The organism is Nocardioides anomalus (assembly GCF_011046535.1).
GTDB classification, from domain to species: domain Bacteria; phylum Actinomycetota; class Actinomycetes; order Propionibacteriales; family Nocardioidaceae; genus Nocardioides; species Nocardioides anomalus.
This window is the reverse complement of sequence record NZ_CP049257.1, coordinates 1490760-1503447: the sequence shown is the minus strand read 5'-3', so window position 1 is coordinate 1503447 and position 12688 is coordinate 1490760. Positions and strand designations below refer to the sequence as shown.

Annotated in this window: 12 protein-coding genes; 4 read left to right on the top strand and 8 right to left on the bottom strand. The window is 73.5% G+C overall.

The genetic code is table 11. The annotated features are described in order from the left end of the window. Window positions 1–15 precede the first annotated feature (15 nt). On the bottom strand, window positions 16–951 hold the full coding sequence (locus tag G5V58_RS07605) for an NAD-dependent epimerase/dehydratase family protein (protein ID WP_165230620.1): 936 nt from the start codon (window positions 949–951) through the stop codon (window positions 16–18). Window positions 952–1059: 108 nt separating this feature from the next. Here G5V58_RS07605 and G5V58_RS07600 point away from each other — a divergent pair, with 108 nt between their 5' ends. Next, window positions 1060–1734, top strand: coding sequence for a TetR/AcrR family transcriptional regulator (locus G5V58_RS07600; RefSeq protein ID WP_165230617.1), 675 nt, complete (start codon window positions 1060–1062; stop codon window positions 1732–1734). 3 nt (window positions 1735–1737) lie between these two features. Here the strand turns inward: G5V58_RS07600 and G5V58_RS07595 are convergent, their stop codons facing one another. Beyond that, a complete protein-coding gene (locus G5V58_RS07595; RefSeq protein WP_165230614.1) occupies window positions 1738–2526 on the bottom strand; it encodes a hypothetical protein in 789 nt (262 codons plus the stop codon). Further along, the gene (locus G5V58_RS07590; RefSeq protein ID WP_165230611.1) at window positions 2519–3070 is read right to left on the bottom strand and encodes an RNA polymerase sigma factor; all 552 of its coding nucleotides are present in this window, start codon (window positions 3068–3070) and stop codon (window positions 2519–2521) included. The genes G5V58_RS07595 and G5V58_RS07590 overlap by 8 nt, the downstream gene beginning before the upstream one ends. Before the next feature lie 64 nt (window positions 3071–3134). Here G5V58_RS07590 and G5V58_RS07585 point away from each other — a divergent pair, with 64 nt between their 5' ends. Further along, window positions 3135–4385 (top strand): class I adenylate-forming enzyme family protein, encoded by a 1251-nt coding sequence (locus G5V58_RS07585; RefSeq protein ID WP_165230608.1) that lies wholly within the window; start codon window positions 3135–3137, stop codon window positions 4383–4385. Here the strand turns inward: G5V58_RS07585 and G5V58_RS07580 are convergent, their stop codons facing one another. Continuing rightward, window positions 4386–5183: a sulfotransferase gene (locus tag G5V58_RS07580; RefSeq protein ID WP_165230605.1), complete on the bottom strand. Its 798-nt coding sequence runs from the start codon at window positions 5181–5183 to the stop codon at window positions 4386–4388. It abuts the gene before it with no gap. A gap of 9 nt (window positions 5184–5192) precedes the next feature. After that, window positions 5193–6179 (bottom strand): GlxA family transcriptional regulator, encoded by a 987-nt coding sequence (locus G5V58_RS07575; RefSeq protein WP_165230601.1) that lies wholly within the window; start codon window positions 6177–6179, stop codon window positions 5193–5195. 94 nt (window positions 6180–6273) lie between these two features. Between G5V58_RS07575 and G5V58_RS07570 the strand changes: the two genes are divergently transcribed. Further along, complete coding sequence (locus tag G5V58_RS07570) at window positions 6274–6420, top strand: hypothetical protein (protein ID WP_165230598.1); 147 nt, start codon at window positions 6274–6276, stop codon at window positions 6418–6420. A gap of 12 nt (window positions 6421–6432) precedes the next feature. Here the strand turns inward: G5V58_RS07570 and G5V58_RS07565 are convergent, their stop codons facing one another. From G5V58_RS07565 to G5V58_RS07555, 3 genes are all read right to left on the bottom strand, one after another. Further along, the gene (locus G5V58_RS07565; RefSeq protein WP_165230595.1) at window positions 6433–7842 is read right to left on the bottom strand and encodes a GDSL-type esterase/lipase family protein; all 1410 of its coding nucleotides are present in this window, start codon (window positions 7840–7842) and stop codon (window positions 6433–6435) included. A gap of 25 nt (window positions 7843–7867) precedes the next feature. Next, window positions 7868–9343, bottom strand: coding sequence for a 30S ribosomal protein S1 (gene rpsA, locus G5V58_RS07560; RefSeq protein WP_165230592.1), 1476 nt, complete (start codon window positions 9341–9343; stop codon window positions 7868–7870). A 142-nt stretch (window positions 9344–9485) separates the two neighbouring features. Continuing rightward, window positions 9486–10370, bottom strand: a complete 885-nt coding sequence (locus tag G5V58_RS07555) for a phosphotransferase family protein (protein WP_230487160.1) — start codon at window positions 10368–10370, stop codon at window positions 9486–9488. 220 nt (window positions 10371–10590) lie between these two features. Here G5V58_RS07555 and G5V58_RS07550 point away from each other — a divergent pair, with 220 nt between their 5' ends. Continuing rightward, window positions 10591–12672 (top strand): esterase-like activity of phytase family protein, encoded by a 2082-nt coding sequence (locus G5V58_RS07550; RefSeq protein WP_230487159.1) that lies wholly within the window; start codon window positions 10591–10593, stop codon window positions 12670–12672. The last annotated feature ends 16 nt before the right edge of the window (window positions 12673–12688 follow it).

Sequence of the window (12688 nt, the reverse complement as noted above, 5' to 3'; positions counted from 1 at the left end):
GGCCAGCCTGTCAGGTCAGGCGGCCAGGGCGTTCTCGGCCGTCGCCCGGCAGACCTCCTCCCACGGCGTCGGGGACAGCCCGAACCGCTCGCGGATGGCCGAGGAGTCGAGCACGTAGGGCCGGGCGAACTGGTACTCGGTCTCCCGGAGCTCGCGGAGCATCGGCACGAGCACGCCGCCGACCGCGAGGACCGCGTGCGGCACGGCGCGCACGGCACCGATCGTGCGACCGACCGACGCCGCGACGTCCTCGAGCACCCCGCGCTGGGTCCTGGCCGGGTTGGTCGGCGCGTGCCAGACCCGCCCCCAGGCGTCCGGCTCCCCCGCCACGGCGACCAGTGCGCGGGCCACGTCGCGGACGTCGGTGAAGGAGTGCGGCTGGTCGGTGCGGCCGAAGACGTACGCCGTGCGACCGGCCAGCGCGGCCGGCGCCACCCGGGCGACGTGCCCGGTCGTGGTGGAGATGCCCGGCCCGACGTAGTCCGAGCCGCGCACCTCGACCGCCCGGATCCGCCCGGCCTCGTGACGCGCCTTCGCCTCCGCCCACATCCCGGCCCGGATCCGTGCCTTCGTCGTCGTCGCCGCGTCCGGCAGCCCCTCGACCATCGGCCGGTCGAGCGGTCCGTAGGGGTAGAGCGCGCCCGCGGTCACCAGCGTCGCGCCCGTCTCCTCCGCGGCGCGGAGGAAGGCGGCGGCCACCGGCGGCCAGAACGTCGCCCACATCGGGTAGGACGGAGGGTTCACGCAGTTGTAGACCACGTCGGCCCCGCGCGTCAGCGCGACCAGGCGGTCGCCATCCGCGGCGTCCGCGGCCTCCCGCCGCGCCCCAGGCACGTCCGGCCCGGCGCCGGAACGGCTGACCAGCGCGACGTCCTCGCCGCGTCCGGCCAACAGCCTGGCCACTCCAAGCCCGACCGGACCCGCTCCCACCACCACGTGTCGCTCACCCATCGACGTCTCCTCGCCAAGAACGAGAGCGGTGCTCTCTGTTGTCTCGACCGTACGACAGGCACGCTTGGGAAACAAGAGCACCGCTCTCAGTTGTGGCAGACTGCACCCGTGCCGACCCGCGCCGAGAACCGTGCCGAGCTGACCCGCGCGATCCTCGACCGCGCCGCCGCGCAGCTGGCCGAGGTGGGTCCGGCAGCGTTGTCGGTGCGTCAGATCGCCCGCGACCTGGGCCTCGCGTCGTCCGCGGTCTACCGCTACTTCCCCAGCCGGGACGCCCTGCTGACCGCACTCCTGGTCCAGGCCTTCGACGCCGTCGGCCAAGCGGTCGAGGACGGCGCCGCGTCCGGCTCCGGGGTGCGCGAGCGGTTCCTCGGCGCCTGCCACGGGCTGCGCGACTGGGCCCGCGACCACCCCCACGAGTACGCCCTGGCCTACGGCTCTCCCGTGCCCGGGTACGCCGCCCCGCCGGACACCGTGACGTCGTACCTGCGGGTCGCGCTGGTCCTGCTCGGCACCGTCCGGGACGCGCAGCTCGACGGGCGGCCGGTCGGCGCGCCGACGGCACCGGTGACGGCGACGGAGCGCGAGGCGGTGCGCCGGATCAGCACGTTCGTGGACCCGCCGCTCGACGACGCCCACACCGCGCGGGCGCTGGTCGTGTGGGTGGCGCTGCTCGGGCACGTCTCGCTGGAGCTGTTCGGGCACACCGCGAACGCCGTGCTCGACCACGACGAGCACTTCCGCACCGTAGTCGAGCAGCTGGCCGACGACCTGGGGCTGTGAGGCTCAGCAGCCGTGGTTGGCCTGAGCGCAGGTGTCGGTGGCCCAGGCGAGCGCGAAGGAGTAGCTGAAGGAACCCGCGGTCACGTCGACCTCGATGGGCGGCCCTTTCGTCTCGTTGCCGGGGCCCGGGTCGTAGGCGTAGACCATCCGCCACCACCAGCGCCCCCGGGCGTCGGTGCCGAGCACGGCGTGCTCGGTGTGGCCGTCGGGGAAGGTGTAGGCGACGTCGAAGGGATCGGCGCCCGCGGGGACCGGGCCGCCGGCGACCCGGACGGCGGAGAACCCGGTGGCGGTCGGGGGATACGTGCTGGCCACGCGGTAGGCGTCGACGCGCTGGGCCTGTGGCGCGAGGGGCAGCGGCTGGGTCACCGTCGTGGTGCCGTCGGCCTCGTAGCAGACGGAGTACTGCTCGCCCCTGACCCAGTAGGAGAACGGCTCGGCGCCGAAGACCTCCTCGGCGCCACGCAGGACGTTCCTCAGCTCGGTCCGGCAGGAGCCGGTGCCGACCTGGCTGGCGGTCTCCGTGGGGTGCGGCGCGACCACCGTCGACGTGGGGGCCACCGGCACGGTGGTGGGCGTGCTGACCGCGGGTTCAGGCCCCTGGTCGTCGCCGCCGAGGCCCACGGACCACCAGGCCGCGCCGGCCACGAGCGCGACGGCGGCGGCGGCCGCGAGGGGCACGGCCCAGGAGCGTGAGCCCGGCCGCTGGGCCAGCAGCTCGGCCCTGATCCGCGCGCGGGCCTCCTCCGGCAGCGGGCGGTCGGGCGGGAGCGTCGGGGTCGGCTCAGTCATCGGACACCTCCTGGGCGAGCCGGGCGCGGGCCCGGGACAGCCGGGAGCGCACGGTCCCGACGGGTACGTCGAGCGCGGCCGCGGCCTGCTCGTAGGTCAGCCCGGCCCAGGCCACGAGGCCGAGCACCTCGCGCTCGTGGGCCGGGAGTGCCTCGACCTGGGCCAGGACGGCCCGCATCCGGGCCTCGGAGCCCAGCCGGTCGGTCACGGCCTCGGCGTGGTCGGCCTCGCTGGCCGGGTGCGGGAGCCGGGCCAGCGCGCGCTGGCGCCGGCGGCGGGAGCGCCCGGCGTTGCGGCAGACGTTGGTGGCCACGCCGTACAGCCACGGCAGCGCCGACCCGTTGTGCAGCCGCACCCGCCGCCGGTGCCGCCAGACCTCGAGGAACACCGACGAGGTGGCGTCCTCGGCCTCGGCCCAGTCGCCGAGGTGGCGGAAGCAGTGGTTGTAGAGGCGGTCGCCGTAGCGGTCGAACAGCGTGGCGAGGGCGGCCGGGTCACCGCCGCGCAGGTCGGCCACGAGCTCCCGCTCGTCACTGGTGACCACCGCACCTCCTCGCTCCACACCCTCACATGTCCGCTCGCGGGGGCGGGTTCCCTACTGTTTCCCGGTGAGCAGGACGGTGAGCACGACGCTGGGCGAGGGCGACCGGGTCGCGCTGCTGGTGCCGGGGTCGCTGGACTACCTGGACGCCGTGCTCGGGCTGCTGGCCGCGGGGGTGGTCCCGATCCCCCTCGACCCGCGGCTCACGGCGTACGAGCGGGAGCGGATCCTGACGCCGCTCTCCCCCGCCCTCGTGGTGACCAGCGCCGCCGAGCTGGACCGGGTGCGGGCGGCGTACCCGGACACCCGAGGCCTGCCCCGCGCCCGGCCGGTGCACTGCACCAGCGGCACGACCGGGACGCCCAAGGGCGTGTGGAGCGGGCTGCTGTCGGCCGAGGACGCCCGTGCGCTGGTGGCCGAGGAGAGGTCGCTCTGGAGCTTTGTCGACACGGACGTGAACCTGGTCCTGTCGCCGCTCCACCACTCCGCGCCGCTCCGGTTCGCCATGGGCACCGCGCTCGCGGGGGGCCGGGTGGTGGTCCCCGGCCCGTTCGACCCCGCGCTGGTCACCGCCGCGATCGAGGCCGAGCGGCCGACGTCGATGTTCTGCGTGCCGACCCACCTGCAGCGGCTGTTCGCGCACTGGGACGAGGTCGGCGTGCCCGACCTGTCGTCGTTCCGGCTCGTCGCGCACGCCGGCGCGCCCTGCCCGGACGCGGTCAAGCGGCGCCTGGTCGAGCTGTTCCCGGCCGGCAGCACGTGGGAGTTCTACGGCTCGACCGAGGGGCAGTTCACCGCCTGCCGCTCCGAGGAGTGGCTCGAGCGGCCCGGCACCGTCGGCCGCGCCCGCCCCGGCCGCACGCTGTCGGTCGACCCCGACGGCACGATCTGGTGCACGGTGCCGCGGTTCGCCCGCTTCTCCTACTTCGGCGACCCGGACAAGACCGCGGCGACCTGGCGCGGCGACGCGTTCACCGTCGGTGACCTCGGCCGGCTGGACGAGGACGGCTACCTCCACCTCGACGGCCGCCGGGAGGACCTGGTCATCAGCGGCGGCGTCAACGTCTACCCGCTCGAGGTCGAGCAGGTCCTGCAGGGGCACCCGGGCGTCGACGACGTGGCGGTGTACGGCGTCCCCGACGAGCAGTGGGGCCAGCGGGTCTGCGCGGCGTACGTCGGGACGGCGAGCGCCGCGGAGCTGGACGCGTTCGTCCGCGAGCGGCTGGCCCCGCCCAAGCGGCCCAAGACCTGGCACCGCCTCGAGGAGCTGCCGCGCACGCTCACCGGCAAGGTCCTGCGCTCGGACCTGCCCCGCTGACTACAGCAGCTTCGCCGACGGCCAGAGCTCGGCCAGGTCCAGCCCGGGGAAGCGCCGCTGGACGGCGTCGTAGACCGGCGCGAAGTAGCGCGCGATGGTCTCGGCCGCGCCGTCGGGCAGCTGGGCCGACTTGGGCGAGGTGTTGACCTGCCGGCCCAGGTCGGGCTCGTGGAAGTCGACGCCGAGGAACGCGCACAGCTCCTGGAGGGTGTCGCGGCGGAAGAGCCGCTCGTAGAAGCCGTACCAGACGTCCTCGCGCCCGAACGCCTCCTCCAGCGCCGCCATGGTCAGGTCGTAGCGGGTGCGCTCGGCGTACATCGGGTGGTCGTACATGTGGCCGATCCGCGTCTCCGGGTCCTCCGGCGCCGCCTCGCCCATCCGCCGCATGTCCATGCGCGAGGCCGACCAGACCCGCTCGACCGGGTCGCGCAGGAGGTACGCCGCGACCGGGCGCACGCCACGCGCCCGGAAGCCGTCGCGCACCATCGCGAACCGCTCCACCGCCAGCGCGGCGTAGGCCGGTGTGATGTCCGCGGTCAGCCGCACGCCCGCGGGCTCGAGCAGCCCCGCGAAGTAGTCGAAGTAGGTCTCGGGGTCCGCCAGGAACGCCGCCCGCCGGCCGCCCTGGCCCTCGATGCGCTGGCGCGCCAGGCGCCCGGAGTCCAGGTCCAGGGCGTCCCAGACGTGGTACTCCTTGCGGAACCCCGGATCGCACTGCGGCGAGGCCTCGAGGTAGCGGTGCATCCACGCCGTGCCGCCCTTCTGGCAGCCGACGCCGAGCAGGAAGGTGCCGGGCACCCCGGAACTCTAGGCGACGCCCGAGAAGCTCCGGCGGTACTGCTGGGGGCTCACGCCGCGCGAGCGCGTGAAGTGGTGCCGGAAGGTCGCGGCGTTGCCGAAGCCGACCTCGGAGGCGATCCACTCCACCGAGCGGTCGGTCTGCTCGAGCAGCTCCTCGGCGCGCAGCACGCGCTGCTGGGTGACCCAGGAGTGCGGGGTGGCGCCGGTCTCGGCGCGGAAGCGGCGGGCGAAGGTGCGCGGCGACATCAGCGACTTGCGCGCGAGGGTGTCGACGTCGAGGTCCTCCTCGAGGTGGGCGATGATCCACTCCAGCAGCGGGCCGAAGGTCTCGCTGTCGCACTCCGGGACCGGGCGGGCGATGAACTGGGCCTGGCCGCCGTCGCGGTGCGGGGGCACGACGATCCGGCGGGCCATGCTCGCGGCCACGCGGGCGCCGTACAGGTCGCGGACCAGGTGCAGGGAGGCGTCGATGCCGGCGGCCGAGCCGGCGCCGGTGAGGACGTTGTCGTCGTGGCAGTAGAGGACGTCGGGGCGGACCTTGGCCTCGGGGTACATCGCCGCGAGCCGCTCAGTGTAGCGCCAGTGCGTGGTGCACTCGCGGCCGTCGAGGAGGCCGGCGGCGCCGAGCTCGAAGCTGCCCGAGCAGTGTGCGTAGAGGATCGCGCCGCGCTCGTGCGCGGCGCGGATGGCCTCGAGCACGGCGGGGTCGTGGTGCAGGAAGTCCCAGTGCGGCGAGACGCAGACCAGGTCGGCGTCCTCGGTGGCCTCGAGCCCGCGCTCGACGTGCAGGTCGTAGTCCGAGCGGCCCCGGACCCGCCCGGGCCGCGGCGTGCAGACCTGGAAGTCGAAGACCGGGGTCTGGTCCTCCGGGTGCTCCGGCTCGCCCCAGACCTCGACCAGCGAGCCGAGACCGAACGGCTCGGCCTGGTCCTGGACGATCACCGCGACCTTGGCGACGGGCGACTGCACCGTGGGCACCGACTGCACTGGCATGTGGGGCATCCTGCCCCAGCATTGGCAGAAAATCAACGCACCATGTCATTCCTGCCACTCCTGGCAGGATCTTCAGCGCAGCATGATTACTGCCATGACCTTCATCATCCTCCTGCTGGCGGTCGCTGCGGTCCTCACCGCCGCTACCGTCCGTCTCGTCCGCCACGACGGCCAGGGCTCCCTGCGTCCCCCGACCTCCCACTTCCAGGACCCCGACTTCCTCGCGCCGACGGCGCGCTGACCGGGTCGTCCCTCACCGACGTACCACCGCGCAGGCGCTCGAGCGGGCCGTCGCCGGCCCCTCGGCGCCGTCGCGCACCGCGACCCAGCGCACCCACACCGCCCGGGCGTCCGCGTGCAGCGTGCGGCGCGGCGCCGGCAAGTCGGAGCCGTTGACGAGGAACCGCGCGGACGGCGGCGGGGTGGCGCGACAGCGGCCGACCGTCGCCACCAGGAGCGTGTACGACGCGGCGCCGCTGACCCGCCGCCCGGTCGTCCGCACGCGGCCGTCCCGCTTGGCCACCGCGGACACGTGGGTGACCGCGCCGGGCCGCGGCACGGTCTCGACCGGCGGCGGGGCCGGGGGCTGAGGCACCGGGTCGGCCGGCAGGTCGACCCGCACGACGTTGGACCAGCCCGACGGCGACTCCGCGATCCAGAACCCCTTGAGCGGCCGGGTCTGGAACTCGAACCGGTGGCCCCCGGCCAGCCCCAGCGCGAGGTACGCCGTCCCCGGCGCGGCCGGTTCGATGCGCCGCCAGGACCCGCCGGCGGTGAGGTCGCGCTGCCACACCTCCGAGCTCCCCGAGCCCGGCGAGCGCACCCACGACAGCGTGGCCCGGTGCTCGCCCGGCTCGGCCGAGAGCACCGGCGCGATGACCGGCCCGCGCGGCACGTCGACCAGCGGTCGGTCGGCCGCAGGCCCGATGCCGAGCTCGTGCAGGGCGTCCGCCACCCCGGCGGCGATCTTGAGCTCGCCGTGCGCGTTGGGGTGGGCGCCGTCGAGGGTGTCGGGCGTCAGCTCCACGCCTGCGTCGCTGTCGGCCACGACGACGCGCGAGCCCGGGGTGTCGAGCTCTTCGGCCAGGTCCGGGAGCAGGTCGTTGAGCGCCGCGACCTCCTCGCGCCACGGCTGCGGCACGCGCCCCAGCACGACGTCCACGCCCGGGTCGGCGGACCGCGCGTCGGCCACGAAGTCGGCCAGGTCCTCGGCGACCTGCTGCGGCGTGCGGCCCAGGAAGGCCAGGTCGTTCGAGCCGAGCAGCTCGACCACGACGTCGGGGTGGTGGTCGGAGACCAGCTGCTCGACAGGCGCGAGCTGCGCGTCGAGCTGCTGGAGCGCCATGCCCCACCGGGCGGCGTGGTCTCGGTCGAAGGCCGGGTCGGCGTACCGCTGGTCGCCGGGGACGTTGTCCAGGTAGTCCCACAGGTCGTCGCGCGGCCCCACCAGGTCGACCGGGACCTCGTGGTCGACCAGGTGCCGCCACAGCCGGTAGCGCCACGTCCAGTCGCCCGACGAGCCCTGGGTGATCGAGTCGCCGACCACCAGGATCCGCACCGGCTCCGGGGCGGCGGCCTGCGCCGGCCCCTGCGGCGGCGCGAGGAAGGCCCCGGAAACGGCGACGAGCGCGGCCAGCGTGGTGCTGGCCGCGCTCGTGCGCACGGTGAGGCTCTCGATCAGCCCTCGGTCAGCTCGCGCCGCCGGTGAGCTTCTCGCGCAGCGCCTGCAGCGCCTCGTCGGAGGCCAGCGAGCCGCCGTCGGAGGTGCTGTCGTCGTCGGTGCCACCGGAGGAGTAGGACGTGGCCTCGCCGGCCTCGACCTCGGCCTCGGCGGCCTCCTTCTGCTGCTTGACGTGGGCCTCCCAGCGGGCGTGCGCCTTGGCGTACTGGTCCTCCCAGACCGCGCGCTGCTCGTCGAAGCCCTCGAGCCACTCGCCCGTCTCGGGGTCGAAGCCCTCGGGGTAGACGTAGTTGCCCTGCTCGTCGTAGGTCGCCGACATGCCGTACAGCGTCGGGTCGAAGTCCTCGACGTCGGTGGCCGCGGTGGTCTCGTTGGCCTGCTTGAGGCTCAGCGAGATCCGGCGACGCTCGAGGTCGATGTCGATGATCTTGACCATGACGTCGTCGTTGACCTGGACGACCTGCTCGGGGATCTCCACGTGGCGCTCGGCCAGCTCGGAGATGTGCACCAGGCCCTCGATGCCCTCCTCGACGCGGACGAAGGCACCGAAGGGCACCAGCTTGGTGACCTTGCCCGGCACGATCTGACCGATCTGGTGGGTGCGGGCGAAGTGCTGCCAGGGGTCCTCCTGCGTCGCCTTGAGCGACAGCGAGACCCGCTCGCGGTCCATGTCGACGTCGAGCACCTCGACGGTGACCTCGTCACCGACGGCCACGACCTCCGAGGGGTGGTCGATGTGCTTCCAGGACAGCTCGGAGACGTGCACCAGGCCGTCGACGCCGCCGAGGTCCACGAACGCACCGAAGTTGACGATCGAGGAGACGACGCCCTTGCGGATCTGGCCCTTCTGCAGCTGGGTCAGGAAGCCGTGGCGCACCTCGGACTGGGTCTGCTCCAGCCACGCGCGGCGCGACAGGACGACGTTGTTGCGGTTCTTGTCGAGCTCGATGATCTTGGCCTCGAGCGTCTGGCCGACGTACGGCTGCAGGTCGCGCACCCGGCGCATCTCCACCAGCGAGGCGGGGAGGAAGCCGCGGAGCCCGATGTCGAGGATGAGGCCGCCCTTGACGACCTCGATGACGGTGCCCTCGACGACGCCGTCCTCCTCCTTGACCTGCTCGATCGTGCCCCAGGCGCGCTCGTACTGCGCACGCTTCTTGGACAGGATCAGGCGACCCTCCTTGTCCTCCTTCTGGAGGACGAGCGCCTCGACCTTGTCGCCGACCTGGACGACCTCGTTGGGGTCGACGTCGTGCTTGATGGACAGCTCGCGCGAGGGGATGACGCCCTCGGTCTTGTAGCCGATGTCGAGCAGGACCTCGTCGCGGTCCACCTTGACGATGGTGCCGTCGACGATGTCGCCGTCGTTGAAGTACTTGATGGTCGCGTCGATCGCGGCGAGGAAGTCCTCTTCGGACCCGATGTCGTTGACCGCGACCTGCGGCGCATCGTAGTCCGGCTGAACAGAGAGGGTGGACGTCATGAGGTGGATGGGTTCCTTGGGTGGGCAGATGTCGTGCGGGCACGCGAGGAAGTCGGTTTCGCCACCGAGGTGACGGCGAGCCGTGGGTCCGCTCTGTCCGGGACGTGGGCAGACTTCTACGCAATAGAACAGACTACGCCGCTCAGCGAGGGGCCGCCAACTCCGGTGCCGCGGCGTCCCGGGCGCGCGCCACGCCGCGCAGCAGCCGGTCCGCTCGTGCGGCCACCGGGCTGGCCGCCCGACGGGTGGCCAGGTCGACCAGCGCCCAGAGGTCGGCGGCGCGCGCCAGGGCCAACGCCTCCTCGGGCGGGGTGCCCCGGCGCTCGGCGTACGCCGCCAGCACGGCCTGGGTGTACGCCTCGTCGCGTTCGAAGCGCAGCATGTTGCCCAGGTCGGTGAACGGGTGGCCGGCGTGGGCGAACTCCCAGTCGAGCACCGCGACGAGCCGGAGGGTGTCGGGGTCGACCAGCAGGTTCTTCGGGTTGAGGTCGCTGTGCACCAGGCAGGTACGGGTGACGGTGTCGAGCAGGGTCTGCGCCTCGAGGGCGACCTCGCGCAGCCCGTCCACCTCGTCGGGGCTCAGGTGCCCGAGCTCGGGCAGCCGCTGCTCGACGTACGCCGGGAGGCCGTCGACCCCGAAGCGCCCGAGCCGCAGCTCGGCGTCCACGAACGGTCCCGGGCGCGGCATCGGCATCGCGCCGAGGTCGGCGGCCAGCGCGCCCAGCGCCGGCGCCACCTGCGCTAGCCGGCCGGGGCTCAGCAGGTCGCCGCGCACGCCCTCGACGTACGCCGTGACGAGCAGGCCCGGCTGGTCGAGCTCGGGTCGCGCCGGGCGGACCTCGAGCACCTCGGGCACCGGCACCAGCCCACGGACCAGCCGCAGCACCGCGGCGTCGATCTCGGCACCGCGGTCCTCGCGCGTGCCGGGCGGGTAGACGCGGACCACGCTCCGCTCCCCCGCCACCTCGGCCAGGAAGGTCTGGCCCGACCAGCCACCGTCCAGGGGTTCCAGAGCCGACAGGTCCACGCCCTCCAGTCTTCCCCCACCGTTCACCGCGTGCCGATGGGGTCGAGGCATGACACCCCTCGCACGGTGGTTGGGGCTCGCCCTGGCCGCATCGTCGCTCGCTCTCCCCGCCACCGCGGCCGCCCACGGCGGTCACGACCACCACCCCCACCCCGGCCACGGGCCCGGGCACGGTCCGGGCCACGGCCACGGCCACGGCCATGGCCACGGTCAGACCGTCGTGGTTCCGACCCTGGAGGCCAGCGCCCGCCTCTCGGCGGACTACCTCGCGCCCGGCCCGCCGTCCGGCGCCCAGGCCACCCCCGCCAACGGGCGCACCGGCCCCTTCGCGGGCCAGGTCATCCCCGGCTTCTCGGCCGTCGTCGAGGTCGGCGACGGCACCTTCTGGGCCCAGCCCGACAACGGGTTCGGGGCCAAGACCAACTCCGCCGACTACCTGCTGCGCATCTACCGCGTGCAGCCGCAGTGGTCGACCGGCAAGGTCGACGTGCTGAGCTACCTCAGCCTGCGCGACCCGGACCGCAAGGTGCCGTTCCCGATCGTCAACGACGCGACCGGGGACCGGCTGCTCACCGGCGCCGACTTCGACATCGAGTCGCTGGTCCGCCAGCCGGACGGCACGTTCTGGGTCGGCGAGGAGTTCGGCCCGTTCCTGCTGCACGTCGACGCCACCGGCAAGGTCCTGCAGGCGCCCGTGCCCTTCCCCGACGGCAGGTCCCCGCAGAATCCCTACCTCCAGCCCGGCGAGACCCCGCGCATCGCGGCCAGCAAGGGCTTCGAGGCGATGGCCGGCTCGCGCGACGGGCGCTACCTCTACCCGATCCTCGAGGGCCCGTTCGTCGACGACGCCGACCAGCGGCGGCACTTCGTCTACGAGTTCGACACCCGCTCCTCGTCGTACACCGGCACGCGCTGGGCCTACCAGACCGACGAGGCGCCGAACATGGTTGCCGACGCGTTCACCAACGGCCAGGGCAAGCTGCTCGTGCTCGAGCGCGACAACTACGACGGCCCGGCCGCGGTGACCAAGAAGGTCTACCAGGTCGACCTGCGGCGCACCGACCGCGAGGGGTTCCTCGAGAAGACCCTCGTCGTCGACCTGCTCAAGCTGGCCAACCCGCGCCACCTCGGCTACGGCCAGGACCCCTACGCGTTCCCCTACGTCTCGGTCGAGACCATCGTGCAGCTGCGCGACGGCCGGCTGCTGACGGCCAACGACAACAACTACCCCGGCGACGACGCGCGCGTGCCCGGCACGCCCGACGACACCGAGCTGGCGATCATCTCGCTGGAGGAGGAGAGGGCGCCCCGCGAGCACACGGCCACGCTCATCGGGCACCGCGGCTCCTCGGGGACCCGTCCCGAGCACACCCTCGCGTCGTACGAGCAGGCCATCCAGGCGTGCGCGGACTTCATCGAGCCCGACGTGGTCTCCACCAGGGACGGCGTCCTCGTCGCCCGCCACGAGCCGGAGATCGGCGGGACCACCGACGTGGCCAGCCACCCGGAGTTCGCGGACCGCAAGACCACCAAGGTGCTCGACGGCGTCCCGGTGACCGGCTGGTTCGCCGAGGACTTCACGCTGGCCGAGCTCAAGACGCTCTACGCCGCCGAGCGGCTCCCCGCCGTGCGGCCGCAGAACACCGCGTTCGACGAGCTCTACCGGATCCCGACCCTCGACGAGGTGCTCGACCTGGCCCGCCACTCGCGGACCTGCGACGGCGACCCGGTCGGCGTCTACCCCGAGACCAAGCACCCGACGTACTTCGCGCAGCAGGGGCTCGGCACCGACGGGCCGCTCCTGGACGAGCTGGCCCGCAACGGCATCGACGCGGACTACCCGGTCTTCATCCAGAGCTTCGAGACCTCCAACCTCAAGGCGCTCGACCGCCGCACCGACATCCCGCTCGTCCAGCTCGTCGACTGCACGGGTGCGCCGTACGACCTCACGGCGCGGGGCGAGCCCACGACGTACGCCGACCTGGTCAGCAAGAAGGGCCTGAAGAAGGTGGCGCGCTACGCCGACGGCGTCGGGCCCTGCAAGGACCTGCTCATCCCCCGCGACGCCCAGGGCCGGTTGCTCCAGCCGACACCAGTGATCGAGGACGCCCACAGGGTGGGGTTGATCCTGCACCCCTTCACGTTCCGGGTGGAGAACCAGTTCCTGCCGCTGCAGTACCGCTCCGGCACCGACCCCAACGCCCCCGGTGACCTCGCGGGCGAGCTGCGGGCCTTCCTCAGGGCCGGCATCGACGGGTTCTTCACCGACAACCCGACGATCGGGGCACGTGTCGTCTCCTGACCCGGATACCGTCGCC

Coding starts and splice junctions, on each gene's coding strand:
- G5V58_RS07605 (WP_165230620.1), bottom strand. CDS start 951: ATGGGTGAGCGACACGTGGTGGTGGGAGCGGGTCCGGTCGGGCTTGGA.
- G5V58_RS07595 (WP_165230614.1), bottom strand. CDS start 2,526: ATGACTGAGCCGACCCCGACGCTCCCGCCCGACCGCCCGCTGCCGGAG.
- G5V58_RS07575 (WP_165230601.1), bottom strand. CDS start 6,179: ATGCCAGTGCAGTCGGTGCCCACGGTGCAGTCGCCCGTCGCCAAGGTC.
- G5V58_RS07570 (WP_165230598.1), top strand. CDS start 6,274: ATGACCTTCATCATCCTCCTGCTGGCGGTCGCTGCGGTCCTCACCGCC.
- rpsA (WP_165230592.1), bottom strand. CDS start 9,343: ATGACGTCCACCCTCTCTGTTCAGCCGGACTACGATGCGCCGCAGGTC.